Below are 24,255 nucleotides of genomic sequence, written 5' to 3' on the forward strand. Positions count from 1 at the left end.
CACTGAATCTCTAGCAGCTACCCACCCGCCATCAGGACAAGTCCCTCGGACTTCGACGGATCGCTCGGCTTCAGCTTGGAAATGCCGTCCTTATCCTTGGTTATGGTCCAGTGCTCCAGATGCAGGTGCGGGCCTGTCGCCCGGCCAGACATACCGACCGTGCCGATCTGCGTGCCGACAGCCACCTCCTCGCCCACTTCAACGTCGCGATCAGCGAGCTGTGCGAACCGCATATGGCTGCCATCGGAGAAAGCGATCTCGATTGTCTCGCCATAGTTCACCTTGTAGCCGGAGAAGACCACAGTTCCGCAGGATGGGGTGTAGACCGGTGTGCCCTTCGGCGCCGCGATGTCTGTCCCCTTATGCCACTTGATTGTGTTGCTGAATGGGTCCGGCCGCTTGCCAAACCGGCTGCTGATACGGGCCTTCGGACTATTGATCACCGCATGGGAGAATTCCACGTCTTTCACGCCCGCATTTTCAATGCGCAAAGGCGCTTCCTTGCCTGCCTCAGCCAGCGCAAATGGCGCAAGGGACAGCGCGAACACCGAAGCCGCAATCGCCACACCGGGACGGCTGCGCGTCGGTCCACCTTCCAGCAAACGCGAGAGCCGCTTCGGAAGCGCGCTTTTGCGCGGCAGGATAAAGGCCGCAACAGGCAAAGCCCGCGTCGGCGCACTCAGACGGGCCGCATAGGCCAGCGTGCGGGCATAACCGATCCGGTCTCCGCTAAGGTTTGAAGCGATCTCATCGCACACGGCCTCGCGCCAGAAATCGAGCTCGCGCCGCATCATCCAGGCGAAGGGCGAGAACCAGAAAATATCCGCCACCAGTCGCTCTATCGGGCGCGTCACCAGATCGCCGCGGCGAACATGCACGCATTCATGGATCACGATCTGGCGCAGATCGCCCGGCGTCTCCAGGCCTTGCGGCACATAGATGGCCCGGTCCAGAATGCCCGCGACAAAGGGCGAGCCTCCTTCAATCTGACGAAGCGCAGGTACCCGCTCGAAACCTTGGAGTGTCAGGGAAAGGTTATCGATAGTTGCATCGATAGGTCTCGAGCGGGATTTCAGACGCTGGAGCCTTGCCTGGCCCAGCAAAAAGAAGACGGCACGGCCAAGCCAGCCAGCTATGAGCACACCGAGAAGTGCCGGCGCTGTCCAATTCCATTCCGGCCCGGACACAGCGGACTGCAGACTGGCCGATGCCGTGCTGACAGCGCCTGCGGCAGGCTCAACATAAGGCAGGTCCGGCAAGGCGGACGGCAACTCAGCCGGCATCAGGGACAATAACGGAACAATCAGAAGCGGAAGCACCGCGAGCAAGGCCGCGCCCCGCCAGACCGTCTGCGCGAACCGCGCATTGATACGGCCATTGGTCAGCAGGCTGGCACCGCCCGCCAGGGCGCTCGTCCACAGCAGCGAAACAATTATAAACCAGGCAACGCTCACTTTTTGCCCCGCTCATTCTCTTTTTCGGCCCCCTCAGCCGCATTGATAATCGCCTCAAGTTCCTCCAGCTCGCTCTCAGACAGGTGCGGGCTGTCGGCAAACAGGGCGGCTGGCAGCGGGCCTTTCAGGTCCAGAACCTGCCGCGCAAGCTGGCGCACCAGCTCTCCCAGCGTTTTCACCCGGTCCAGAACCGCGACATAGAAGGCTGCAGCATCAGCGGACTCCCCGTCCCGCTTCACCCAGCCCTTGGCTTCCATCCGGTTGATGACGGTGCGCGTGGTGGACAATTGCCACCCTTGGCCCGGCGCGACTGCCTCATGGATTTCCCGCGCGGTTCGCCGCCCGGCTGACCAGAGGTATTTCAAAATGACAAGTTCAGATGCATTCGGTTTCGACATGTGGTGACCCTTCCACGTTACATATGTAGCTTGTTACACATGTAGCGGCGTTGTCGTCAAGCCTCATTCAGTTCAGCCGTTGCGAACTTGGCGCGCCTGTTGTAATGCCCCCGCTTCGAAAGGACGGCGCAAGGCCGTGCCTGTCAGGCTGTCACCGACCGGAAGAGACCGGCGGCGGACTTCAGGACGAAAGGAAAAAACATGTCGAGCAGTATCAGTCTTAATGTCGAAGTGCGTGAACGTACCGGTAAGGGCGGCGCACGCGAAGCCCGCCGCAATGCTATGGTCCCAGGCGTCCTTTATGGCGGCGGCGACGATCCGGTCGCAATCACGCTGAAGCTGAACGAAGTGATCAAGGCCATCAATACCGGCCAGTTCCTGACCTCCACAGCGAACCTCGTTCACGAAGGCAAGAAGCAGCTCGTTATCCCGCAAGCGATCCAGCTGCACCCGGTCACCGACATGCCGATCCATGTTGACCTCTACCGCGTCAAAGCAAGCCAGGTCATCTCGGTCGAAGTTGCAGTTCACTTCATCAATGAAGAGAAGTGTAAGGGCCTCAAGCGCGGCGGCGCCCTGAACGTTGTGCGTCACACGGTTGAGCTGAACGTCCGTGCCGACAGCATCCCTGATTACCTGACGGCAGACCTTGAAGGTCTCGACATCTCCGACAACGTCAAGATTTCGGACATCGAGCTTCCAGAAGGCGCAGAGCCAACCATCACCGACCGCGACTTCACCATCGCGACCATCGTTGGCCGCATGGCCAAGGTAGTCGACGAGACGGCGGAAGAAGAAGCAGAGGCCGATGAGGTCGAAGCCATCAACCAGACCGATGAAGATGGTGAAGGCGACGCCGAAGGCGAAGCAGAATCCAAGGAATAGTCCGCAGGGTTCTGGGCTGGCTGAAAGGCCAGCCCGGCCCGTCGGGGCCAACACCAACGCAGACAGTGGAGCCTGTGATGCATATCCTTGCAGGACAGGGCAATCCCGGCGCCAAATATGCTGGCAACCGGCATAATATCGGCTTCATGGCAATCGACAGGATTGCTGCCGACTATAATTTCGGCCCCTGGAAATCCCGCTTCCAGAGCCAGACCGCTGAAGGCACGATCAAGACGTCCAGCGGCCCGGTCAAACTTTTGCTGCTCAAACCACAGACCTTCTACAATGAGACAGGCCGCGCTGCAGGTGAAGCTGCCCGCTTCTACAAGCTCGGACCGGAAGACGTCACAGTCTTCCATGACGAGATTGACCTTGCGCCCGGCCGTGTCCGCATCAAGCGCGGCGGTGGTCACTCGGGCAATAATGGGGTTCGCTCCATGCTGTCGCATCTCTCTCCAGAGGTGCGCCGGGTGAGGATGGGCGTTGGCCATCCGGGCGACAAATCGCTCGTCATGCCCTACGTCCTGTCTGACTTTGCCAAGGCCGAGAAAGACTGGCTGGACGCGCTGCTCGATGCCTGCTCGCGCGCCCTGCCCTTGATGTTCGAGGAAGATGAGGGGCGCTACCAGACAGAAGTGATGCGTCTCGCCCCCGCGCCCAAGCATGACCCGAAACAGGCTGGCTGACCGGCTAAAGCCTGCGAAAACCAGCTGACCAACACGAAACCCCCTGCCCTTGCGGGCAAAATGCGCTAAGCCGCGCGCCAGAACAAAGATCAAGGAGCGCCCCCATGGGATTCAAGTGCGGAATCGTCGGCCTGCCGAACGTTGGCAAGTCCACTCTCTTCAATGCGCTGACCCAGACAGCCGCAGCCCAGGCCGCGAACTATCCGTTCTGCACGATTGAGCCGAATGTCGGCGAGGTTGCCGTGCCAGAGCCGCGCCTGTCCAAACTGGCAGAGGTCGCAGGCTCGAAAGAGATCATTCCGGCCCGCATGAACTTCGTTGATATTGCTGGCCTGGTCGAAGGCGCGTCCAAGGGCGAAGGCCTCGGCAACCAGTTCCTCGCCAATATCCGCGAAACCGACGCCATCATCTATGTCCTGCGCTGCTTTGACGATGATGACATCACTCATGTCGCTGGCCGCGTCGACCCGATCGCGGATCTCGATATCGTCGAGACAGAGCTGATGATCGCGGACATGGAAAGCCTCGAAAAACGCCGTGCAGGCGTCGAGAAGAAAGCCAAGTCCGGCGAGAAAGACGCCAAGGAAACGCTGGTCCTGCTGGATCTGGCGCTGGCGGAACTCAATGAAGGCCGCCCGGCCCGTATGGCCGACGTGCCGAAGGAAGACCGCAAGAACTGGCGTATGCTCCAGCTCCTGACCGCCAAGCCTGTCCTGCTCGTCGCAAACGTCGACGAAGACAGCGCCGCCACGGGCAACAAATATTCCGAAATGGTGATGGAGCGCGCCGCCAAGGAAGGCGCAGAAGCTGTCGTCATCTCAGCCCAGATAGAGGCCGAAATGGCGGTGCTCGAACCGGCCGAACGCGCCGAATTCCTTGAGATGCAGGGCCTTGACGAACCCGGCCTCAACCGCCTCATCCATTCCGGCTACAAACTGCTCGGCCTGCAGACCTATTTCACGGTCGGCCCCAAAGAAGCCCGCGCCTGGACAATCCGCCAGGGCTGGACCGCGCCGCAAGCGGCTGGCGTCATCCATGGCGACTTTGAAAAAGGTTTCATCCGCGCCGAAACCATTGCCTATGATGACTTCGTCAACCTCGGCGGCGAAAGCGCGGCCAAGGAAGCCGGCAAGATGCGCCAGGAAGGCAAGGAATACATCGTCAAGGAAGGCGACGTCCTGCACTTCCGGTTTAACGTCTAGCGGCACTTCAGGAGACGCGTCACCCTCGACCGCCTCATCCTGAGCTTGTCGAAGGACGCGGTCAGAGGGCCCATCTCCTGTCATAGAGGCAAGCGATTGGGGTGATGGCGGGAGATAGGCTCTCAGATGAGCCTTTCGGCTCATCGAGAGTGACGCATGACTGTTCCATCTTGGCTGAAACAATCAGCTGGTTAAACTCGCCCCATGCCCAAACTCCTCATCGTCTATTTCTCCCGTACAGGCGGGGCCGAGCAGATGGCCAAGGCCGCGTTCGAAGCTGCGCAAGCTGAAGACGGCACTGAAACCGTTTTGAAATTTGCCACCGAGGCGGGTGCGCAAGACCTACTGGGCGCCGACGGCTACATCTTCTGCGCGCCGGAAAACCTCGCCGCCATTGCAGGCGGCATGAAAGAGTTTTTTGACCGCACCTATTATGAGGTGCTCGGCAAGATCGAAGGGCGCCCCTACGCCCAGATGATCTGCGCAGGATCTGATGGCGAAAACGCGATGAAACAGACCGCCCGCATCGCCAAGGGCTGGCGCCTGAAAATCGCGCAGGAGCCCTTCATCATCTGCACGCACGCGCAGACAACAGAACAAATCCTCGCCGACAAGACGATCAGTGAGTCCGACCTACAAAAATGCCGCGACCTTGGCGCCGCCATGGCCGCCGGGCTTTCAATGGGTGTTTTCTAGAGGCTCGGAAGCCTAGTCCGGCGCGCGAGTCTTCAGCGCGAGGGCGTGCAGCTCGCCGCCCATCTTGCCCTTCAGCGCGGCATAAACCAGCTGATGCTGGCGCACACGCGGCATGCCGGCAAATTGCGGCGACACGATTTCGGCCTGCCAGTGATCATTGTCACCCGCCAAATCCGTCAACACGATTTCAGCTTCCGGAAAAGCCTCTGTCAGGTGCGCTTCGAGCGTTTCGCGATCCATTGCCATATCGGTGTCTCCTTGCGCTGGCACATGGCGTCCAATCGGTTTAGCGTCAACCCACTGGCCGCGATCAGGAGTCCAAGATGAAGCGTCTGTGTATTGTGATTCTCTTCATGGCGGCCGCCTGCACCGCGCCCCAAACCGACAGCACAGCCACCACCAGCATTGCGACAGAGCCTGCGCTCTACGCAGCGCAATTGCATGACGCTGCCCGCGCCTTCGCGACATTGGAAACGCTGGCATCAGACGAGATGGCGGGCCGCGAAACCGGTGAGCCGGGCAATCAGCGCGCGATCGAGTACATCGAAAACCGTCTCACCGAGATGAAGGCTGAGCCAGCGGGCGAGACCGGATACCGAACGACGTTCACCAGCGCCGCGAAATACGAAACCACGCGTACCGGCACAAACATTCTGGCCATCGTGCCCGGCACATCCGAAGATGCCAAAACCATCATCATGTCCGCCCACTTCGATCATCTCGGCGAGCATGATGGCGAGATTTACAACGGCGCAGACGACAACGCCTCCGGTGTTGCCGCGCTTTTCGAAATCCTCGCAAGCTTTCAGGCGTCCCCGCCCGAAAACGACGTCGTGTTCGCCTTCTTCGATGCAGAGGAAAAGGGCTTTGGCGGCTCCAAGGCCTTTGTCGAGGCTGGCAGCGATGCCCCACCAGCCTTCAACCTTAATCTCGACATGGTCTCGCGCGCCGACAAGGGAGAGATCTACGCTGTTGGCACCTATCATTTCCCGGCGCTTAAGCCTGTCATTGAGAGCGTGGCGCAGGAAGCCCCCCTCACCCTGCTAATGGGCCATGACAGCCCCGAATGGGGCGATCAGGACTGGTCGCTCCAGTCAGACCATGCCCCCTTCCTGGAAGCGGGCATTCCGATCCTCTATCTCGGCGTTGAAGACCATGCCGACTATCACCAGCCCACAGATGAAAGCGACAAGGTCGATCCGGCCATTTTCGCCCGCTCGGTAGACACCGCCATCCTCCTCGCACGCGCCGTTGACGACTGGGTCGCCGCCCAACCGTAAACGCACTGGTAACTTTTTAAGAGCACCTGTCGGCGCATCCAAATCGGAGCGCCGGGCATGCAAACGCTCATCAAGAACGTCTTCTTCAAACGCTGGATCAGCCTGCAGGGCGGCGACGTCTCGCTCGGCCCTATTCTGGTGCTGCTGATCGCTGCGATTGCCGTCTCCTACTGGATGCGCCCGGACGACACCTCCTCCGAAACGCTTGGGCCCGTCTATTTCTCGATGTGCGGAGATGGCCCGCGCCTTAACTGCGTTGTCGATGGCGACACAATCTGGGCGAATGGCGACAAGGTGCGCCTCGCCGACATCGATGCGCCGGAAGTCTTCTCGCCAAAGTGCAGGGCCGAAAAAGAGCTTGGCCGGCAGGCCACCCTGCGGCTCGCAGAGCTTCTGAACACCGGCGAGGTTGAGCTTGCCCACTCCGGCACGCGTGAAACCGACAGATATGGCCGCACATTACGGATCGCGCGGGTCGATGGCCGGTCGGTTGGCCGCAGCCTCGTCAGCGAAGGTCTTGCCCACAAATGGGGCAACCACCGTCAGGGCTGGTGCCAGGCATAAAAACGCCCGCAACCTGAAAGGGCTGCGGGCGCTCTGTTCAAACTGGACGACTAACTAGTCCCAGCCGCAGGACCGGCCTGCATTCTCTTCCTTCAGATAGGTCATCAGCGGGTCGAAATACGCGACAATCGCTGAGCCGTCCATTTCACGCGTGCCGGTGAAGGTTTCAAGAACGTCCGGCCATGGCTCGGATGCGCCCATTTCCATCATCGCATTGAAACGCGAACCAACTTCCTCGTTTCCATAGATCGAGCAACGGTGCAGCGGGCCTTCCCAGCCAGCCTGCTCACAGGCCGCTTCGTGGAACTGGAACTGCATAATGTAGCTCAGGAAGTAGCGCAGATACGGCGTGTTGCCGGGAATGTGATACTTCGCGCCCGGATCAAACGCATCGGCAGGCCGCGGCCCCGGCGGGACAATGCCCTGATACTTGGTGCGCTTTTCCCACCAGTCTGCGTTGTAGTCCTCAGGCGGCGTCGTGCCGTCGAGAACATCCCAGCGCCAGCTATCGACCGTCAGCGCGAAGGGCAGGAAAGCAATCTTGTCGAGCGCAGTGTTCAGCAACAATGCCGTGTCCGCATCCGCACCCGGCACCTGATCTTCAGTGATGAGGCCGATATCAACCAGATAGGACGGCGTGATCGACAGAGCGATAAAGTCGCCAATCGCTTCATGGAAACCGTCATGGGCGCCGGACTTGTATAGATAGTCCTGATCCTTGTAGGCGCGCTGGTAGAAATTATGCCCCAGCTCATGGTGGACGGTGTAGAAGTCTTCCGCATTCACCTCGGTGCACATCTTGATGCGCACGTCTTCCTCGTCATCAAGGTCCCATGCAGAGGCATGACAGACGACCTCGCGCGGCGCAGGTGGGCGCACGATCATTGATCGCTCCCAGAACGTCTCTGGCAGCGGCGCAAGCCCAAGCGAGGTGAAGAACGCTTCTCCGGTCTCGACCATCTTGATCGGGTCATAGCCCTTCTCAACCAGCTCTTCGGTCAGGTCATAGCCCTGTCCCGGCAGGCCTTCCGGCGCGACGACCGGATAGATGCTCGACCAGCTCTGCGACCACATATTGCCAAGCAGGTCAGCCCGGATCGGGCCGGTCGCAGGCTGCACCTCGTCGCCATATTCGGCGTTCAGCTCAGCGCGGACATAGCAGTGCAGCTCCTTGTAAAGCGGCTCAACCTGCGTCCAGAGGCGCTCGACCTCGGCCGACATCTCTTCCGGCTCCATGTCGTAATTGGAGAGCCACATCGTTTTCAGATTGTCATAGCCAAGCTCGGTCGCGCCTTCATTGGCGATCTCGACCATGCGGGCATAGTCATCCTTCATCGGCGGCGAGATCGTGCGCCAGCCTTCCCAGACGGCTTTCAGCTCTTCCGGGTCACGGCTCGTCTCGATAATGGTCGACAGCTGATCAAGGTTCAGTTCCTCTCCCTTATAGGTGAACTTGCCGGTGCCATAGGCCGCGTCGAGACCGGTGGTGATCTCGGACAGTTCCTCAGCAGCGCCGTCTGTCGACGGAGCCGGAATTGTGACGCCCGACTGCAGCCGCTTCATCTTGCGCTCAAGCGCCGGTGGCAGATCTACATCGTTGAACTGTTTGGATTCATTGGCGAGAGAGACAGCCATCTTGGTTGCGCGCGCCCCGGCTTCGGCGGCGGCGGCATTCGTCTCATCTGTGATATTGGTCGCCTGCTCCCAGAAGATCGGGCTGATCTCTTTCGACATGGCCGCCATTTCAGACTCGGCGCGGGCGATGAACGCTTCGGCGTCCGCAACGGTTGGGCCAGCATTTTCCACTGGCGGCATCGGCACTTCGGCCGGTGGAACATCGTCGGACTTGGTATTTGTACAGCCGGCAAGAATGGCCAGGCTAAGCGCAGCAGCGCTGCTTGAAAGCAAGATTGATTTCATCTGGGGACCTCCATGAAGGTCGCAAACGAAGCCGCAACCGGGCCGAAGGTCAATGGCACAGCTTCCATTTTCATGGCTTCTTGGCGCAAAATTCTTGCCGTTCTTTCCGACAGCACGACAGCGATGTGCACATGAAAGCGCTGAGCCGACGCGAATACGCCTTGGTGCGGCGCTACCCCACGCCCATATCCGCCCGGACGCTATAGGGAGGATCACACTATGAGCGAGACTATTTCCTACATCCTGAAATCATCATCGGCCCAGACACTCGGTGCGATGGCCAGCATTCTGGAAAAGACCAAGGCCCACGCAGCAGAAGCCGAAGTTGATGAGGCGGTCTATCTCTCAGCCCGCGTCTTCCCGGACATGCATCCGCTGAGCCGTCAGGTCCAGATTGCTTGCGACACCGTCGCGCGCGGCGCAGCCCGGTTGGCCCGCAAGGATGTGCCGAGCTTTCCCGACACCGAGACAACAATTGATGAGCTGATTGCCCGCTGTCACGGTGCGCTCGCCTTCGTCAACTCGATTGAGGACGAAGCGATCGACGTAAATAAACGCGTCACCCTCGAAATCCCGATGGGGCCGAACACCATGCAGATGGAAGGCCGCCAGTATCTGTCGAGCTTTGTCCTGCCGAACCTGCACTTCCACGCCGCCATCATGTACGCCCTCCTGCGCGCCCAGGGCGTGAAGATTGGCAAACGCGACTTTCTGGTGCCCGCATAAAATCTCGGGCAGAGACGCGAATGAGTCAGCCAGAATGAATGGACCGCCGTCCTGGTAGCCAGTGGGGGGGGGAAAGCGCTAACCAGGACGGGCGGGCCGAAGATGAGGCACCGCCAAGGTGGGGGACACAGTGCGGACCGCTCATCTTCACGGCAACAGATACGCCAGCGAAGCGTGGACGGATCACCCCACGTAAAATTTTAATGCAGAACCGCGCAGTACGGCGCCTCGGCCCGGCCGTCGCGAGGACTATTCGCCCTGCATATAGCGCGGCAGCCAGCCTTCATGCGCCTCGCGCAGGGTCTCGAGCGGAATGCGTGCGTGCACGTCTTTCTCGCCAAGGACGAGCTCTGCCACGTCGGTATTCACCGCACCAAACGTCACGGCTGGAACACCTGCTTTCGCAGCCGCTCTTAGCGCAGCATCCGCGTCCTCGGCGGCCAACGTGCAGACGAAGCAGCCTTGATCTTCGCCAAACAGCGCGGCGACATCTGCCTGCTTGTGGCCCTTCAGGGGCGCTTCCAGAACATCGGTCCAGACAGACACGCCTTTAGCCGATTGCAGAGCAAGGTCTGCGACAGCGCAAAAGACGCCGCCATCTGACACGTCATGGATTCCATGAACCCGGCCGGTATGCACAAGACCGCGCACGAACTCACAAGTGGTCTTGGCCACCGCAAGATCTACCGGTGGCGGAGGTCCGAGCTCCTCGCCCTTGAGGCCCAGCCATTCACGCGCATAAAGCGAGGCGCCAAGGTGCCCCTTCGTCTCGCCGATGAGGATGAGCACGTCGCCCTCCTGCGCACCTTTCAGCGTCGCGATCTTGGAAACGTCTTCGATCAGCCCCACACCGCCCACAACAGGGGTCGGCGGAATGGCGACGCCATCGGTCTCATTATAAAGGCTGACATTGCCGGACACGACCGGAAAGTCGAGGTCGCGGCAGGCTTCGGCCATGCCTTCGATAGCTTTCACGATATAGCCCATCGTGGCGGGCTTTTCCGGATTGCCGAAATTGAGATTATCGGTGATCGCAATCGGCGTCGCACCGACGGCTGACAGGTTGCGATAGGCTTCCGCCACCACCGCCTTGCCGCCTTCATAAGGATCGGCAGCGACATAGTGCGGGTTGCAATCGGAACAGATCGCCAGCGCTTTATTGGTGCCGTGGATGCGGACAATCGCCGCGTCGCCCATGGACTGCGAGCTGTCGACCGTATCGCCCATCACATGGCGGTCATACTGCTCCCAGATCCAGCGCTTCGACGCCATGTCGGGTGACGACATCAGCTTCAGAAGCACTTGCGCATAATCATCAGGCTCAGGGTATTTCGAAATATCGAGTGGCGCGCGCTTCTTCGGCTCTACCCATGGCCGGTCATAATTCGGCGCGTCTTCAGCCAGCGGCGGCACGGGGATGTCACACACCACCTCGCCAAACTGCTTCAGCACCATGCGGCCAGTATCGGTCGTTACACCAATCACTTCGGCATCAAGGTCGTATTTCTCGAACACCGCCTTGGCGACATCTTCCTTGCCTGGCTTCAGCACCATGAGCATCCGCTCCTGGCTTTCCGACAGCATGATCTCGTAGGCCGTCATGCCGGTTTCGCGCTGCGGCACAGCGTCGAGGTCCATCTCAATGCCGATGCCGCCCTTGTCGGCCATCTCGACCGATGAGGAGGTGAGGCCAGCGGCGCCCATATCCTGAATGGCCTGGATGGCGTCGGTTTCCATCAGCTCCAGACACGCCTCGATCAGCAGTTTCTCGGTGAACGGGTCACCCACCTGCACGGTCGGGCGCTTTTCCTCGTCGCCTTCGGAGAATTCAGCCGACGCCATGGTCGCGCCATGAATCCCGTCGCGGCCGGTCTTGGAGCCGACATAGAAGATCTGATTGCCGGGCGTTGCGCCGCGCGCGTAGAAAATCTTGTCCTGATCAGCGAGGCCAACGGCCATCGCATTGACGAGGATATTGCCATTATAGCCCTCATCAAACTGGGTCTCGCCAGCCACAGTCGGCACGCCGACGCAATTGCCATAGCCGCCAATGCCCGCAACCACACCAGCCACAAGACTGCGCGTCTTCGGATGATCGGGAGAGCCAAAGCGCAGTGCATTGACCAGCGCAATCGGGCGCGCGCCCATGGTGAACACGTCACGCAGAATGCCGCCAACGCCCGTCGCCGCGCCCTGATAGGGCTCGATATAGGACGGGTGATTGTGCGACTCCATCTTGAAGATCGCCGCCTGCCCATCGCCAATATCGATGACGCCCGCATTCTCGCCTGGCCCCTGAATGACGCGGTCATTCTTGGTCGGGAATTTCGAGAGGTGACGGCGCGAAGATTTGTAGGAGCAGTGCTCAGACCACATCACCGAATAGATGCCCAGTTCCACAAGGTTCGGATTTCGCCCGAGACGGGAGACAAGCCGCTCCCATTCCTCGGCATTGATGCCGTGTCCGGCGCCGTCGGCCTGCGACTGCTCAGCTTGAAGATAGGCGAGAATGGCGGATGTGTCTGTCATGCCCGCTCCATAACGCGCAAGCGGGGGATTCGGAAGGCGTCACATGCGAGGAATCTCGCAACACAGGAGAAAGCGTTTGCACATTGGCGGAAATAGGCGCTCACTAGGGGCTAACCTCAGGGAAGGGGCCATTAATGACCAAGAAAACCCAGCGCCAGCCAATAGGCGCGTTCCCACTCGCCACGGCTGAAACCAATGCCATCATGATGGGCGCCCCCTTCGTGATCGCCAGCCGCATGAGCCAGTTCTGGATGTCGATGCTCTCGACACGCCCACAGGACCAGTTCGACGCCACTGACATGGTGTCTGAAAAGATGATCGCCGCCCAACAATCCATTGTCGCGATGAATGTTGCGGGCATGGAAGCGGCCATGGACGCTGCAACCGCCATGATGTCCGGCAAAGCCGCCAAGGATCCGACAGATGCTATTCTGGCCGCGGGACTAAAGCCCTATAGTTCCAAGGTAAAAGCAAACAGAAAGCGCTTTCAGAAAAGCTGAACTCTTTCGCGCGACGTCTCAATATTTGTTTGTCTCAGCACATCGTGCGCAACTTTCAAACATGCCCCGCGTTTGGCTGCTGTTCGAAAGTTTTGAGAGGAACACATTATGCGACTGATCCTGCTTGCTCTTCTCCCGGCGGCCCTGGCGGCCTGCGGTAATGAGCCCGCCCAGACCGGTGACACCATGCCGGCCCCGTCACAGTCTGACCCGGCTGAAGCAACCGATACCGCCTCCGTCGAGACACCTGCCGTCAATACCCAGACAATGGATGGCGTTTGGGTCACGGCTGACGACAGGGGTGACCCGTCAGCCATGTTCGGTCCGGAAAACAGTGAAGCGGTCTTCAAGGTCATCTGCCGGTCAAGTTCGGTCGAAGGCGAAGGCAATTCGCTGGTCTTCCAGCGCGCCATTAGCGGCGAGGCCGCAGGCGACACGCTCGACTTTCTCACCTCGGCCGGGAATGGCAGTATCGATATCGTCCCACTGGACATGGAAACGCCCATGGTCGGCGGCTCGCTCGATCCAGCCAGCAATGTTGCAGCCACGCTTGCCAATGCCGACGGCGCGTTGCGCGTACGCACCAGCTCGGATGAAATCGTCATTCCGCTGAGCGACGAAATGCAGACCGTTGTTGACGATTGCCGCCCAGAGCCTGCCATGGCTGAAGACACCGAGGCGATGGATGACGAAGACATGTCGGAAGAAACCGGCGATTAGGACCTGTCCGACAGATCAAATCCAAAGGGCCGGCGGCGAAAGCTCCGGCCCTTTTTTGTGCCTGTCCATAAGCCATTCCTGAAACCGCACGCTCTGCCCCTTGACCGCGCGCCGAATAATTGAACTCTGATGTCCCGAGACACCCCGCCAAACGGGCAAGACAGGATAACACGGATGAAACGGCGAGACTTTGTATCCGGCTTGGGGCTTGCGACGCTCGGGGCCTGCACAACCGCGCCGACCGGGCAAGCCGCGAGATCGTTCGCCGCACAGCTCCCGCCGGTCAAATCCTCAATGGACCGCGTGACCCGCACCGTTGTCGGCCTGAGGCCCTATCGCCCCGAAGGCTACCGGCTGGACAGCGAAACGCTCGGCGACAAGACCGTCATCCATAATTATGGCCATGGCGGCTGCGGCGTGACCATGTCATGGGGCACCGCAACCGTCGCGGCCGATATGGCAAGCGCCCCGCGCGCCCGAGACGTCGCCGTGCTCGGCTGCGGCGTACAGGGGCTGACGTCGGCGCTGATCCTCGCGCGGCGCGGCCATGACGTCACAATCTATGCCGCTGACCTGCCCCCGCATACCACCTCCAACGTCGCTGGCGTCCTCTGGCTGCCCACCGGCTATTTCGATGAAGACGTCGCATCGCCGCAATTTCACGATATGGACCGCAAACTCATCCGCCTCGCCTATTATGGCTTCCTGCCCTATGTGAACCGGCCGGGATACGGCGTGTCCTGGGCCGATCATTACAGTCTTGGACGGCGCGTGCCGGCCGCGCGCGATGAACTGCCCGGCGGCGACGATATCTACCCGCAACTCAGCGTCAGCACATCGGGCAATCTGTTCGGCTATGCCTATCAACAGCGGTTCAATGCGCTCATCATCGACCCCGATTATTATCTCGACGCCATTCTGAAGGATGCGCAAATCGCCGGCGCGAAAGTCGTGCGCCGGTCATTTGGGTCTATCGATGACGTCATGGCGCTGAAAGAAAGTGTCGTCGTGAACTGCACCGGCCTCGGGGCCGGCGCACTGTTCGGCGATGAAAGCCTCCGGCCTATCAAGGGACAGCTCACCCACCTCTTGCCGCAACCTGAAATCACCTATTCCTATGTCGCGCCGACATCAGAGGGCATTCTCTACATGTTTCCGCGCAAGACCGGACTCGTGCTCGGCGGCACGCATGAGTTTGGCGTCTCCACGATGGAACCGGACCGGGCAGAGATTTCCCGCATGGTGACGGGACACGCCGCATTGGCGGACCGGCTTGGCGCGGTGGCCTGACCGGTCCGCAGGCCGCGTTACTCTTGCGTGTCGGATGGGTGCTCAGCCACCCATGTATCTGCCTGCGCACTGACAATCTCGACCAGATTGCCCATGGCGGCGTGCATGTCGATCAAGTGCAGGCCCCAATCCCGGTTCGGACCGGTTGGCCCCGGCACGTCACCGTCAATGTCATCGACGCGCGGATCGGCTGGATCGCCATTCACCGTCATCTCAAGATAGGTGTAGCCGTCTGTCTCGACACATTTAGCTGTCAGAAGGCCGGGCACTGCCGCGAACGGCGTATCGACACCCTCGCCATTGGCGAACTCGGCATCCGCACCGCCAAACCAGCCTTTTGACGACAGGCGTGCATCCAGAACGCCGTCATCGCCGGTCAGCTCTGCAGGGTTGACGCACATCGCGCGATTGCCGGCCGGTCCGCTTTTGCCGAACAGCGCCGTTGGGGGCGGTGGATTGGTCGAGCGGTAGGACGAATAAGCAATGATGCAGCCGGTCTGCGAGGCCTCTGCACAAGGCTCAAACGGGCCGAAATTGCCGGTGTCCGCATCTGCATAAGTCGTAATACCGATAGGCATGACCGACACGATCTTGTCTTCCATCTCAGAGCCGACGATTTCCTTTTTCACCAGCTCCTGAACAAGGCTGGAGCCTTGCGAGTGACCAAGGATCACGACGCCGCGCCCATCATTCTCGTTCTCGACATAGTCGTTCCAGGCGCCTGTCACATCGGACCAGCGCATGTCCATATTCGCCGTGAACCCTTGTCCCGTCATCGCGCGGCGCAGTTCCGGCACCGTGATCTGGCGATACATCGGCGCATAGATCCGGCAGGTCTCGGCAAAGCGGGCGAGCTGACCTTCGGCAACGCGCAATTCTTCATCATTGGCTTCCAGGTCACTATTCGCCGTCTCATCCATGGAGACGGTCGGATAGATGTAGAAGCAGTCGATTGGCGGGTTTTCGGCCGCTTCAAACGTCTCGGCCGTGGTCGTGCCATCGGCATTGACGATGGTGTAGCTGAGATCGACATCGCAGGCGTCATTCGCCTTGTCCGGATGGCACAGCCAGTTCTCCATCTCGGCATAATTGGTGACCTCGAAATCGGCAGGGTCCGCCGACGCGTCGGCAGTTTCAGCCTCCTCCGTCTCAGCGCTGACATCCGTTTCGGTGTCGGCCACTTCCATCTGATCATGCGGGTCGCCCGCATCGGCCTGATCGGTTGGCTCGCTGCATCCAGCCAGAATAGCCGTTGATGCCAGCAGCGCGGTCCAGAGTAATTTCATCCGTTAAGTCCTCCCAAGACTTCAGTGTTGTGAACTCTCATAACCATAATATCAGCGCCGCAAAAGGATTTTCAGGATTTGATAAAATTCACATGGTCTACTTCAGGGTACGATGAGTCTTGATCTGATAGGAGACCGTTTCGCCAGTGAGATCAGAGATGAGTTCAATCCGCCCATTAAAGCCAGACGATATCCCGGCGATTGCGCAACTGATCGCCCGGGCGGGCTTTCCGAAGCGCAGCCATGACGGCCTTCACTGGGCGTTTTTTGGCAATCCGCAGCAGGGCGACATTCCGGCTGGATTGCTGAAAGAGAAAGAGGGCAAGCCGGTCGCGATGATCGGCCTGCAGGCGCGCGACTTCAAGATCGACGGCCAGTTGGAAAAGGCGGTCGTCGGGCACACTTTCATCTCCAGCCCGGAAGGCCGCGGCGCGGGCTTCATCCTGGCGCGAAAGGCCCTCAAAACACCGGGCATCGCTGCGATTTACTCGCTGAACAATAACGCCCTCGCTGGCCGGTTTCACAAGAAGATCGGCCTCACCGCCTGGCTTGGCGAGGCAGGCCGCAAACGTATGGAATGGCCGATACGGCCGATCACCATGGCAAAGGGCCTCGCTTTGTCCGGGCTCGCCCGCAAGGAAAAGCTATATGATCGCCTGTCGAAGCGAGAATTCTTCAAGGTCCGTTTTGACCGGCTGGATCATTACAGCCTCAGCCAGCCATTGACCCAGTTCCTGGCGCCTGAAACCCCGCATCACGCTGCGCTCATCAATGAATTCGGTCGTCATGTTGGTGATGGCACCACGGTTTCCCCTGTAAGGACCGGCGAGGTCTACGCATATCAGATGGCAGACCCCGATGCCCCCGGCCGCATCGCGCTGATCGGCCTCAATGAAGGCCGATCTCTCAGCGCAATCATGCAGGTTGCGCTGACCAAGCCCAACTCGTTTGAACCGGCAGAGCTGGAAGTCATTGATCTTGAAACAGTCCCCGGCTGCGACCCGGCCCGCCTCATTCAGACATTGATCCGCGAGGCACAATCGATTGCCCGGCAAGCCGGTCTGTCGCGGGTGCGTCTGCCCCTCGCAACACGTTTTCCAGACAAGGTCTTTAGCCATACCGGCCTCAAGCTGTCGCGTCGCTTTAGCTACGACCCGGCTCATGCCTGGTTTGCAGACGAGACTGGCGAAATGGCAAAAAACTGGACGCCGACCGGCTTTGAAGGTGACTTCTTTTTCGCGCTCAGGCTTTCAGAGCCGATGCCGGATAACGAACCTCAGGCCTCAGCGAGACTCGAAACCGTCTCAGACGGTTGACAGCAGGCTTTCGAACATGCCGCGCCCATCGGTGCCGCCTTCATGGCCACCAATCGCCCGCTCCGGGTGAGGCATCAAGCCAAGCACACGGCCATTTTCAGACAGGACGCCCGCAATATCGCGCGCGGAGCCGTTTGGGTTGCCGCTATAGCGGAACGCCACGCGGCCCTCGCCTTCAAGTCGCTCCAGCGTCTCTTCATCGGCAACATAATTGCCGTCATGGTGCGCGATTGGAATGGTGATGTCACTGCCGGCTGCATAAGCGCTTGTGAACGGCGTATTGGTATTCTCGACCTTCAGCGCCTGCGGCTTGCAGACAAATTCGAGGCCTGAATTGCGCAGCAGGGCGCCGGGTAGCAGCTGCGTTTCCGTCAGCACCTGAAAGCCATTGCAGACACCGAGGACATAGCCGCCGCGTTCGGCATGCTTCTTCAGCGCGCCGATCACTGGCGAGTTGGCCGCCATCGCGCCGCAGCGCAGATAGTCGCCATAGGAAAACCCACCTGGCACCATGACAAGGTCGGTCCCGTCCGGGATTTGCCCATCCTTGTGCCACACCATGGCCGGAGCCTGTCCGGTCACCTCATGGAGGGCCACTTCAGCGTCCCGGTCACAATTGGATCCGGGGAAGACAATAACTGCGCTTTTCATGGCTGCTCCTTTAGCAGGGAGTCGGCCCGTTTGGGAATGTCGCACTGGCAGAAATTACGCAGCAGCTGCCGCATTTAAGACACGCTAAATTTGGGAACCGCAGGCCCGTTTGCGATTTATGTTGTCTAATCCGGATCCGCAGTGGATATCTTCCGGCATTAGAGGAGAACTGCTCATGAAGAAACTTGTCCTGGTTGCCCTGACCCTTTTCACGCTGCCTATTCTGACAGCCTGCAATACGGTCGAAGGTTTTGGCGAAGATGTTTCCACCGCTGGCGACGCGCTGGCCCGTGAAGCTGACGAAGCCAAGAACTAACAGACGGGCGCGCATCAAACAGATGCGCCATCTGCCCCTGAAACTGGAACTGGACGGTCTGCTCTGGCATAAGCTGGTCGCATGACCGTTCGAGTTTCTGCCTTCTATAAATTCACGCCTTTCGAGGCGCCTGACGACATCCGCGCGAGCGTCGATGCCGCGCTATCCCCCTTGGGCGTCAAAGGCACCGTCCTTGTCGCGAGCGAGGGCCTTAACGGCACCATCGCTGTCGAAGGCGATGCGATGGATACGGCGCTCGATATTCTTCGCGCACTGCCCGGCTGCGCCGATCTTGAGCACAAGGAAAGCCATGCCGACGAGATGCCCTTCTGGCGCCTGAAAGTGCGTCTGAAGCGCGAGATCGTCACCATGGGTGTCCCTGACACTGATCCAACGTCGCTGGTCGGCACCTATGTTGACCCGGAAGACTGGAACGCGCTGATCACCGACCCCGACACCGTCGTCATCGATACCCGCAATGATTACGAATACGGCATCGGCACCTTCGAAGGCGCCATCGATCCGGAGACGCAAGCCTTCCGCGAATTTCCGGACTGGTTCCGCGAGTTCCGCCAGAAGCTCGAAGCCGAAGGCCGCAAGCCGAAGATCGCCATGTTCTGCACCGGCGGGATCCGCTGTGAGAAAGCCACCAGCTTTGTAAAATCAGAAGGCATTGATGAGGTGTTCCACCTGAAAGGCGGCATCCTCAAATATCTCGAGACCGTCCCGGAGCCGGAGAGCAAATGGCAAGGCGAGTGCTTCGTCTTTGACCAGCGCGTCTCCGTCGGCCACGGCCTGAAAATCGGCGACTACGCCCTCTGCCATGCCTGCCAGGCCCCGGTCAGCGCCGAGCAGCGCCAGGACGAGCGCTTTGAGCCCGGCCTTTCCTGCCCGGCCTGTTATGACAGCCTCACCGATGACCAGCGCGCCCGCTTCGCCGAGCGCCAGCGCCAGATCCGTCTCGCCCGTGAACGCGGCGAAGCGCATATCGGCCGGACCGCGAAATCCGAACCACGTCAGCCGGAACGAGAGCCAGCAAACGGGGACACGTAATGCTTGAAGGTAGCTGTCTCTGCGGCGCAGTTCACTACCAGGTCAACGCTGAAGCTGGCCCGATCATTCATTGCCACTGTCAGACCTGCCGCAAGGCGCATGCCTCGGCTTTCTCATCCCTGATGCCCGTCTCGCGAGAGGCCTTTGACTGGACATCCGGCGAGGAACTGCTGACGGCATTTCAGTCCAGTCCCGGCAAATACCGGCATTTTTGTAAAGTGTGCGGGTCGCAGCTTCTTGCCGAACGCGAAAATCAGCCCACTGTTATGCTCAGGCTAGGCTGCCTCGATACGCCCATCACCACCCGGCCACTCGCCCATATCTGGCGCTCAGATTGCGCCGACTGGTATGACCCTGGCCTAGACCTGCCGAGCTTTCCAGAAGGAATACCACCCCAATAGTCATGTCGCCCACACGTCCCGTCCTCTACTCCTTCCGCCGCTGCCCTTATGCGATGCGCGCGAGGCTCGCCATCCAGTCTGCCGGACTGGAGTGCCGCCTGAGGGAAGTCGTCCTCCGCGACAAACCCGCCGAAATGCTGGACGCCTCGCCCAAGGGCACAGTGCCCGTGCTGGTGCTGGAGGGCGGCGAGGTCATAGATGAAAGCCTTGACGTCATGCTGCACGCGCTTGGCAAGAATGATCCTGAAAACTGGCTCACCCCGCCAGAAGGCGAAAGCGATGACATGATGGCGCTGATCGCGGCCTGCGACGGCCCGTTCAAGCACCATCTCGACCGCTACAAATACGCCAATCGCTACGCCGATGAAGGCGCCGTCTCGGAAGACAACCGCACCGCAGCCATGCCATTTCTGCAAACGCTGAATGAGCGCCTCGAAAGCCGGGGCCAACTCTTTGGAGACCGCATCTGCCTCGCCGACATGGCCGTGATGCCCTTCATTCGCCAGTTCGCGAACACAGATCGCGGCTGGTTCGACAAGACACCGCTGCCGCACCTGCAAGCCTGGCTCGCCGGGCATTTGGAAAGCGCCCGGTTCAAATCCATCATGCCAAAGTTTGAGCAATGGAAAACCGGCGACGTTGAGCCGGTCTTCCCCGCAGCGAGCTAGCCTGCCAGCGCCTTGCGGACTGCGTCGAGCGCGGCATCTGCCTTATCGCCATCCGGGCCGCCCGCCTGCGCCATATCAGGCCGGCCACCGCCGCCCTTGCCGCCGACTTCAGCGGCCGCAACGCGCACAAGATCAACCGCCGACACCTGGCCAACCAGATCCTCGGTCACGCCGACCGCAACTGCGGCCTTGCCTTCATTCACGCCAATGAACACGGCAATGCCAGAGCCCATCTTCGCCTTGGCTTCATCGATCAGGCCGCGCAAATCCTTGCCGCCAACGCCTTCTGCGACGCGGGCGATCAGCTTCATGCCGTTGATCTCTTCGGGGCCCGCTGGCGCTGCACCGCCGCCCCCGCCCATGGCGAGTTTGCGCTTGGTGTCTGCCAGTTCGCGCTCCAGCGAGCGGCGTTCCTCGCTAAGCGACGCCACCTTGCGGGCAACATCCTTCAGCGGGACTTTCAGCTGATCGGAAAGGTCGAGCGCGACCTGCGCGCGGCCTTTGAGGAAGTTCAGCGCCTCTGCCCCGGTCGCCGCCTCGATCCGGCGAACACCGGCCGAAACACCGCCCTCAGACGTAATAACGAAGGTCGCAATATCACCCGTACGAGACACATGCGTGCCGCCGCAAAGCTCAACCGAATACGGCTTGTCATCTGCTTCCAGTGCCTGTCCCATCGACAGCACGCGCACCTCGTCGCCATATTTCTCGCCAAACAGCGCCAGTGCGCCGGCCTCAATGGCTTCATCAGGCGCCATCGTCTCGATGGTCGCCTCATCATTCTGGCGAATGATCGCGTTCACCTGGTCTTCGATCGCTTCGATCTCGGCGCCTGTCACCGGCGCCCCATGCGAGAAGTCAAACCGCAGCCGGTCTTCCTCAACCAGTGAGCCCTTCTGCGTCACATGTGGCCCAAGAATATTGCGCAGGGCCGCATGCAGAAGGTGCGTCGCCGAGTGATTGGCGCGAATACGCTGACGGCGCTCATAGCTCGCCTCCAGCTTGGCCTCGTCGCCAACCGAAATCTCGCCATCTGTCAGCTCACCGATATGGACGTGCAGATCGCCCGCGCGTTTCTGCACATCGCGCACGATGAAGCGTGCCCCGGACGCGAAGTGAATCTCACCCCGGTCGCCGGCCTGCCCGCCGCTTTCGGCATAGAAAGGCGTCTTGTCGAAGACGAGCTCACAGTCTCCGCCGGACAACGTGTCGGTCATCGCGCCCTCGGCGACGATGGCTTTCAGCGTGCCGTCACCTGTCGTGCCCTCATAGCCAAGGAACTGAGTTGCGCCGACCTTGTCGCGCACTCTGAACCAGACCGCCTGCGACCCTGAATCGCCCGAACCTGACCAGGCTTCGCGCGCAGCCTTCTTCTGATTGTCCATGGCCGCATCAAAGCCTGCCTGATCAACGCTCATGCCGCGCCCACGCAGAATGTCGGCCGTCAGATCGATCGGGAAACCAAAGGTGTCGTAGAGTTTGAAAGCCGTGTCGCCGGAGAGCTGGCCACCGGACTTCAGATCGCCCGTCGCCTCATCAAGCAGGGCCAGGCCGCGCCCCAGCGTACGCTGGAAACGGCCTTCTTCCTGCTCAAGCGCCGCCTCGATGGCGGGCTGTGCGCGGCGCAGCTCCGGATAGGCCTCGCCCATCTCGTCGGTCAGCGCGCCGACCAGCTTGTACATCGCCGGCTCACGTGCACCGAGGATGTGCCCGTGGCGCATCGCGCGGCGCATGATCCGGCGCAGGACATAGCCACGGCCCTCATTCGACGGCGTCACGCCATCGGCAATCAGGAAGGCCGATGTGCGCAAATGGTCAGCAATCACGCGGAAGGAGGCCAGCTGATCGCCCACCGCCTTTGCGCCATACACATCTTCTTCAGCCGCAATCAGCTTCTGGAAAAGATCGATCTCGTAATTGTTATGAACGCCCTGCAGCACGGCCGCCATGCGCTCAAGCCCCATGCCGGTATCGATGGATGGCTTCGGCAAATCGGTGCGCGTGCCATCGGCCTGCTGCTCATATTGCATGAAGACCAGGTTCCAGATCTCGATGAACCGGTCGCCATCCTCATCGGGTGATCCAGGTGGTCCGCCGGGGATGTGATCGCCATGGTCGAAGAAGATTTCCGAACAAGGGCCACAAGGCCCCGTATCGCCCATCGACCAGAAATTGTCCGAGGTCGCGATACGGATAATCCGGTCATCCGGCAGGCCAGCCACCTTTTTCCAGATCGCAGCGGCTTCATCATCCTCAGCATAGACGGTAACGAGCAGACGGTCTTTCGACAGGCCAAGCTCTTTGGTCACCAGGTCCCAGCCAAAGGCAATCGCGTCGTCCTTGAAATAGTCGCCGAACGAGAAATTGCCCAGCATCTCAAAGAAGGTGTGGTGGCGCGCGGTATAGCCGACATTGTCGAGGTCATTATGCTTGCCGCCAGCGCGCACGCATTTCTGCGAGGTCGTCGCGCGCGGCGCAAATGGCGTTTCGGCGCCAGTAAAGATGTTCTTGAACGGCACCATGCCGGCATTCACGAAGAGCAGCGTAGGATCATGGTCCGGCACAAGCGGCGCAGAGGCGCGACGCGCATGGCCTTTTCCTTCGAAGAAGGAGAGGAAGGATTCGCGAAGCTGATTGACACTCGTCATTGATCTGTCTGGCCCTGTCTGTCCGGCATTTTTCTTCACCAGCGCGGTTGCACCGGATCACGTCACAAGCGGGATATAAAGGCTGATCAGCAACACGCCAAGCACTGGCGCAGTACAGCGTTCAGTTCACCTGCCTATGGCCAAGAAAAACCCAAATTCGCTTCTGCGAAAAAGCTCCCCATATTGGACCTGCGCAACCGAGGAAGCCGCCATCATGACAGACGCCAATACGATCCGTGAGCAGCAACAGGACCTCTGGAACGGGACGTCCGGTAAAGCCTGGGTAGACGCGCAATCCATCATGGACGCGATGTTCGAACAGGCCGCACACCATCTGGCCGGCTTCGTTGCCGCCCAAACTCCCAAAAACGTCCTCGACGTTGGATGCGGCACGGGCGCGGTCACCCTCGCCGCGGCGAACGCGATAGAAGACGGCGGCGCCTGCACCGGGATCGACATCTCACAGCCCATGCTGGCCCTCGCCCGCGAGCGCGCAGCTCAGCAAGACGCCAATGCGACCTTCATCAACGCCGACGCGGAAACCCATGATTTTGGCGATCAGAAATTCGACACCATCATCTCGCGCTTCGGCGTGATGTTCTTCGGTGATCCAGTCGCAGCTTTCCGCAATCTGCGCTCTGCGACAGCCCCTTCAGCCAAGATGTGCGTGCTCGCCTGGCGCGCGCCGGACGAGAACCCGTTCATGACGACCGGCACGCGCGCCGCCCGCGAATTCCTGCCAGATATGCCGCGCCGCGACACAAGCGGGCCTGGCCAGTTCGGCTTTGCCGACAAGGCGTTCGTCACCGACATTCTTGAGCAATCTGGCTGGAAATATATCGAGATCATGCCGCTCGACATCGATTGCGCCTTCCCGGCCAGTGAGCTCGACAAGTTCCTCACCCGCCTTGGCCCGCTCGGTCAGCTTCTCAAAGACGAAGACCCCGCGCGCCGCGACGAGATCATGCGGTCCGTTAAAGACGCCTACAGTCATTTTATCGACGGCGACACGGTGCGCTACACGGCCGCTTGCTGGCAGATCGTCGCGAGCAACGCCTGAGGTAAG

Annotated in this window: 24 protein-coding genes; 16 read left to right on the forward strand and 8 right to left on the reverse strand. The window is 60.2% G+C overall.

The annotated features are described in order from the left end of the window. Positions 1-17: 17 nt before the first annotated feature. Positions 18-1,454: a M23/M56 family metallopeptidase gene (locus B8783_RS10620; protein ID WP_084420101.1), complete on the reverse strand. Its 1,437-nt coding sequence runs from the start codon at positions 1,452-1,454 to the stop codon at positions 18-20. Further along, positions 1,451-1,852: a BlaI/MecI/CopY family transcriptional regulator gene (locus B8783_RS10625; protein WP_084420102.1), complete on the reverse strand. Its 402-nt coding sequence runs from the start codon at positions 1,850-1,852 to the stop codon at positions 1,451-1,453. The genes B8783_RS10620 and B8783_RS10625 overlap by 4 nt, the downstream gene beginning before the upstream one ends. 201 nt (positions 1,853-2,053) lie before the next feature. Here B8783_RS10625 and B8783_RS10630 point away from each other — a divergent pair, with 201 nt between their 5' ends. From B8783_RS10630 to B8783_RS10645, 4 genes are all read left to right on the forward strand, one after another. Continuing rightward, positions 2,054-2,737: a 50S ribosomal protein L25/general stress protein Ctc gene (locus B8783_RS10630; protein ID WP_084420103.1), complete on the forward strand. Its 684-nt coding sequence runs from the start codon at positions 2,054-2,056 to the stop codon at positions 2,735-2,737. A gap of 77 nt (positions 2,738-2,814) precedes the next feature. Next, positions 2,815-3,423 carry an aminoacyl-tRNA hydrolase gene (pth, locus tag B8783_RS10635; protein WP_084420104.1) on the forward strand — a complete coding sequence of 203 codons (609 nt, stop codon included), beginning with the start codon at positions 2,815-2,817 and terminating at the stop codon, positions 3,421-3,423. Between the two features lie 104 nt (positions 3,424-3,527). Beyond that, a complete protein-coding gene (gene ychF, locus B8783_RS10640) occupies positions 3,528-4,625 on the forward strand; it encodes a redox-regulated ATPase YchF (protein WP_084420105.1) in 1,098 nt (365 codons plus the stop codon). A 204-nt stretch (positions 4,626-4,829) separates the two neighbouring features. Next, complete coding sequence (locus B8783_RS10645) at positions 4,830-5,321, forward strand: NAD(P)H-dependent oxidoreductase (protein ID WP_084420106.1); 492 nt, start codon at positions 4,830-4,832, stop codon at positions 5,319-5,321. Between the two features lie 12 nt (positions 5,322-5,333). Here the strand turns inward: B8783_RS10645 and B8783_RS10650 are convergent, their stop codons facing one another. Next, on the reverse strand, positions 5,334-5,567 hold the full coding sequence (locus tag B8783_RS10650) for a BolA family protein (RefSeq protein ID WP_084420107.1): 234 nt from the start codon (positions 5,565-5,567) through the stop codon (positions 5,334-5,336). Between the two features lie 77 nt (positions 5,568-5,644). On the opposite strand from B8783_RS10650, the gene B8783_RS10655 reads away from it, so the two are divergent. Next, positions 5,645-6,601, forward strand: coding sequence for a M20/M25/M40 family metallo-hydrolase (locus tag B8783_RS10655; RefSeq protein WP_084420108.1), 957 nt, complete (start codon positions 5,645-5,647; stop codon positions 6,599-6,601). Positions 6,602-6,658: 57 nt separating this feature from the next. Next, entirely contained in the window at positions 6,659-7,165 is a 507-nt protein-coding gene (locus tag B8783_RS10660; RefSeq protein WP_233355750.1) for a thermonuclease family protein, read from the forward strand. A 54-nt stretch (positions 7,166-7,219) separates the two neighbouring features. Here the strand turns inward: B8783_RS10660 and B8783_RS10665 are convergent, their stop codons facing one another. Continuing rightward, positions 7,220-9,085 (reverse strand): M2 family metallopeptidase, encoded by a 1,866-nt coding sequence (locus B8783_RS10665; protein ID WP_084420109.1) that lies wholly within the window; start codon positions 9,083-9,085, stop codon positions 7,220-7,222. A gap of 219 nt (positions 9,086-9,304) precedes the next feature. Between B8783_RS10665 and B8783_RS10670 the strand changes: the two genes are divergently transcribed. Further along, positions 9,305-9,811, forward strand: coding sequence for a DUF1993 domain-containing protein (locus tag B8783_RS10670; RefSeq protein WP_084420110.1), 507 nt, complete (start codon positions 9,305-9,307; stop codon positions 9,809-9,811). Positions 9,812-10,060: 249 nt separating this feature from the next. On the opposite strand, the gene purL is transcribed toward B8783_RS10670, so the two are convergent. Next, positions 10,061-12,340 (reverse strand): phosphoribosylformylglycinamidine synthase subunit PurL, encoded by a 2,280-nt coding sequence (gene purL / locus B8783_RS10675; RefSeq protein WP_084420111.1) that lies wholly within the window; start codon positions 12,338-12,340, stop codon positions 10,061-10,063. A gap of 134 nt (positions 12,341-12,474) precedes the next feature. Between purL and B8783_RS10680 the strand changes: the two genes are divergently transcribed. The 3 genes from B8783_RS10680 (at position 12,475) to B8783_RS10690 (ending at position 14,850) form a co-directional block, all read left to right on the forward strand. Then, entirely contained in the window at positions 12,475-12,840 is a 366-nt protein-coding gene (locus B8783_RS10680; RefSeq protein WP_084420112.1) for a hypothetical protein, read from the forward strand. A 108-nt stretch (positions 12,841-12,948) separates the two neighbouring features. Next, positions 12,949-13,560 carry a hypothetical protein gene (locus B8783_RS10685; protein WP_084420113.1) on the forward strand — a complete coding sequence of 204 codons (612 nt, stop codon included), beginning with the start codon at positions 12,949-12,951 and terminating at the stop codon, positions 13,558-13,560. Between the two features lie 174 nt (positions 13,561-13,734). Next, on the forward strand, positions 13,735-14,850 hold the full coding sequence (locus B8783_RS10690) for an FAD-dependent oxidoreductase (protein WP_084420114.1): 1,116 nt from the start codon (positions 13,735-13,737) through the stop codon (positions 14,848-14,850). Between the two features lie 17 nt (positions 14,851-14,867). On the opposite strand, the gene B8783_RS10695 is transcribed toward B8783_RS10690, so the two are convergent. Continuing rightward, a complete protein-coding gene (locus B8783_RS10695; RefSeq protein WP_084420115.1) occupies positions 14,868-16,136 on the reverse strand; it encodes a DUF3089 domain-containing protein in 1,269 nt (422 codons plus the stop codon). 158 nt (positions 16,137-16,294) lie between these two features. On the opposite strand from B8783_RS10695, the gene B8783_RS10700 reads away from it, so the two are divergent. Then, positions 16,295-17,452, forward strand: coding sequence for a GNAT family N-acetyltransferase (locus B8783_RS10700; RefSeq protein WP_084420116.1), 1,158 nt, complete (start codon positions 16,295-16,297; stop codon positions 17,450-17,452). Here the strand turns inward: B8783_RS10700 and purQ are convergent. Next, entirely contained in the window at positions 17,441-18,103 is a 663-nt protein-coding gene (gene purQ, locus B8783_RS10705) for a phosphoribosylformylglycinamidine synthase subunit PurQ (RefSeq protein ID WP_084420117.1), read from the reverse strand. The two genes, B8783_RS10700 and purQ, sit on opposite strands and share 12 nt — an antisense overlap. A 175-nt stretch (positions 18,104-18,278) precedes the next feature. On the opposite strand from purQ, the gene B8783_RS10710 reads away from it, so the two are divergent. The 4 genes from B8783_RS10710 to B8783_RS10725 all read left to right on the forward strand — a co-directional run bounded on the left by B8783_RS10710 (position 18,279) and on the right by B8783_RS10725 (position 20,541). Further along, a complete protein-coding gene (locus B8783_RS10710; RefSeq protein ID WP_084420118.1) occupies positions 18,279-18,419 on the forward strand; it encodes an entericidin A/B family lipoprotein in 141 nt (46 codons plus the stop codon). Between the two features lie 81 nt (positions 18,420-18,500). Continuing rightward, positions 18,501-19,472, forward strand: a complete 972-nt coding sequence (trhO, locus tag B8783_RS10715; protein ID WP_084420119.1) for an oxygen-dependent tRNA uridine(34) hydroxylase TrhO — start codon at positions 18,501-18,503, stop codon at positions 19,470-19,472. Continuing rightward, positions 19,472-19,873, forward strand: coding sequence for a GFA family protein (locus B8783_RS10720; protein ID WP_084420120.1), 402 nt, complete (start codon positions 19,472-19,474; stop codon positions 19,871-19,873). Before trhO ends, B8783_RS10720 begins: the two co-directional genes overlap by 1 nt. Positions 19,874-19,875: 2 nt before the next feature. After that, on the forward strand, positions 19,876-20,541 hold the full coding sequence (locus tag B8783_RS10725) for a glutathione S-transferase (protein WP_084420121.1): 666 nt from the start codon (positions 19,876-19,878) through the stop codon (positions 20,539-20,541). On the opposite strand, the gene alaS is transcribed toward B8783_RS10725, so the two are convergent. Further along, positions 20,538-23,189, reverse strand: a complete 2,652-nt coding sequence (alaS, locus tag B8783_RS10730; protein ID WP_084420122.1) for an alanine--tRNA ligase — start codon at positions 23,187-23,189, stop codon at positions 20,538-20,540. The two genes, B8783_RS10725 and alaS, sit on opposite strands and share 4 nt — an antisense overlap. A 214-nt stretch (positions 23,190-23,403) precedes the next feature. Between alaS and B8783_RS10735 the strand changes: the two genes are divergently transcribed. Then, on the forward strand, positions 23,404-24,249 hold the full coding sequence (locus B8783_RS10735; RefSeq protein ID WP_084422060.1) for a class I SAM-dependent methyltransferase: 846 nt from the start codon (positions 23,404-23,406) through the stop codon (positions 24,247-24,249). The last annotated feature ends 6 nt before the right edge of the window (positions 24,250-24,255 follow it).

The sequence above is a fragment of the Henriciella litoralis genome (genome assembly GCF_002088935.1).
GTDB classification, from domain to species: Bacteria; Pseudomonadota; Alphaproteobacteria; order Caulobacterales; family Hyphomonadaceae; genus Henriciella; species Henriciella litoralis.

Excerpts from the sequence above, each read along its gene's own strand:
- B8783_RS10625 (WP_084420102.1), bottom strand. The coding sequence starts at position 1,852 with ATGTCGAAACCGAATGCATCTGAACTTGTCATTTTGAAATACCTCTGG.
- B8783_RS10630 (WP_084420103.1), top strand. The coding sequence starts at position 2,054 with ATGTCGAGCAGTATCAGTCTTAATGTCGAAGTGCGTGAACGTACCGGT.
- pth (WP_084420104.1), top strand. The coding sequence starts at position 2,815 with ATGCATATCCTTGCAGGACAGGGCAATCCCGGCGCCAAATATGCTGGC.
- ychF (WP_084420105.1), top strand. The coding sequence starts at position 3,528 with ATGGGATTCAAGTGCGGAATCGTCGGCCTGCCGAACGTTGGCAAGTCC.
- B8783_RS10645 (WP_084420106.1), top strand. The coding sequence starts at position 4,830 with ATGCCCAAACTCCTCATCGTCTATTTCTCCCGTACAGGCGGGGCCGAG.
- B8783_RS10650 (WP_084420107.1), bottom strand. The coding sequence starts at position 5,567 with ATGGCAATGGATCGCGAAACGCTCGAAGCGCACCTGACAGAGGCTTTT.
- B8783_RS10655 (WP_084420108.1), top strand. The coding sequence starts at position 5,645 with ATGAAGCGTCTGTGTATTGTGATTCTCTTCATGGCGGCCGCCTGCACC.
- B8783_RS10660 (WP_233355750.1), top strand. The coding sequence starts at position 6,659 with ATGCAAACGCTCATCAAGAACGTCTTCTTCAAACGCTGGATCAGCCTG.
- B8783_RS10665 (WP_084420109.1), bottom strand. The coding sequence starts at position 9,085 with ATGAAATCAATCTTGCTTTCAAGCAGCGCTGCTGCGCTTAGCCTGGCC.
- B8783_RS10670 (WP_084420110.1), top strand. The coding sequence starts at position 9,305 with ATGAGCGAGACTATTTCCTACATCCTGAAATCATCATCGGCCCAGACA.
- purL (WP_084420111.1), bottom strand. The coding sequence starts at position 12,340 with ATGACAGACACATCCGCCATTCTCGCCTATCTTCAAGCTGAGCAGTCG.
- B8783_RS10680 (WP_084420112.1), top strand. The coding sequence starts at position 12,475 with ATGACCAAGAAAACCCAGCGCCAGCCAATAGGCGCGTTCCCACTCGCC.
- B8783_RS10685 (WP_084420113.1), top strand. The coding sequence starts at position 12,949 with ATGCGACTGATCCTGCTTGCTCTTCTCCCGGCGGCCCTGGCGGCCTGC.
- B8783_RS10690 (WP_084420114.1), top strand. The coding sequence starts at position 13,735 with ATGAAACGGCGAGACTTTGTATCCGGCTTGGGGCTTGCGACGCTCGGG.
- B8783_RS10695 (WP_084420115.1), bottom strand. The coding sequence starts at position 16,136 with ATGAAATTACTCTGGACCGCGCTGCTGGCATCAACGGCTATTCTGGCT.
- B8783_RS10700 (WP_084420116.1), top strand. The coding sequence starts at position 16,295 with ATGAGTTCAATCCGCCCATTAAAGCCAGACGATATCCCGGCGATTGCG.
- purQ (WP_084420117.1), bottom strand. The coding sequence starts at position 18,103 with ATGAAAAGCGCAGTTATTGTCTTCCCCGGATCCAATTGTGACCGGGAC.
- B8783_RS10710 (WP_084420118.1), top strand. The coding sequence starts at position 18,279 with ATGAAGAAACTTGTCCTGGTTGCCCTGACCCTTTTCACGCTGCCTATT.
- trhO (WP_084420119.1), top strand. The coding sequence starts at position 18,501 with ATGACCGTTCGAGTTTCTGCCTTCTATAAATTCACGCCTTTCGAGGCG.
- B8783_RS10720 (WP_084420120.1), top strand. The coding sequence starts at position 19,472 with ATGCTTGAAGGTAGCTGTCTCTGCGGCGCAGTTCACTACCAGGTCAAC.
- B8783_RS10725 (WP_084420121.1), top strand. The coding sequence starts at position 19,876 with ATGTCGCCCACACGTCCCGTCCTCTACTCCTTCCGCCGCTGCCCTTAT.
- alaS (WP_084420122.1), bottom strand. The coding sequence starts at position 23,189 with ATGACGAGTGTCAATCAGCTTCGCGAATCCTTCCTCTCCTTCTTCGAA.
- B8783_RS10735 (WP_084422060.1), top strand. The coding sequence starts at position 23,404 with ATGACAGACGCCAATACGATCCGTGAGCAGCAACAGGACCTCTGGAAC.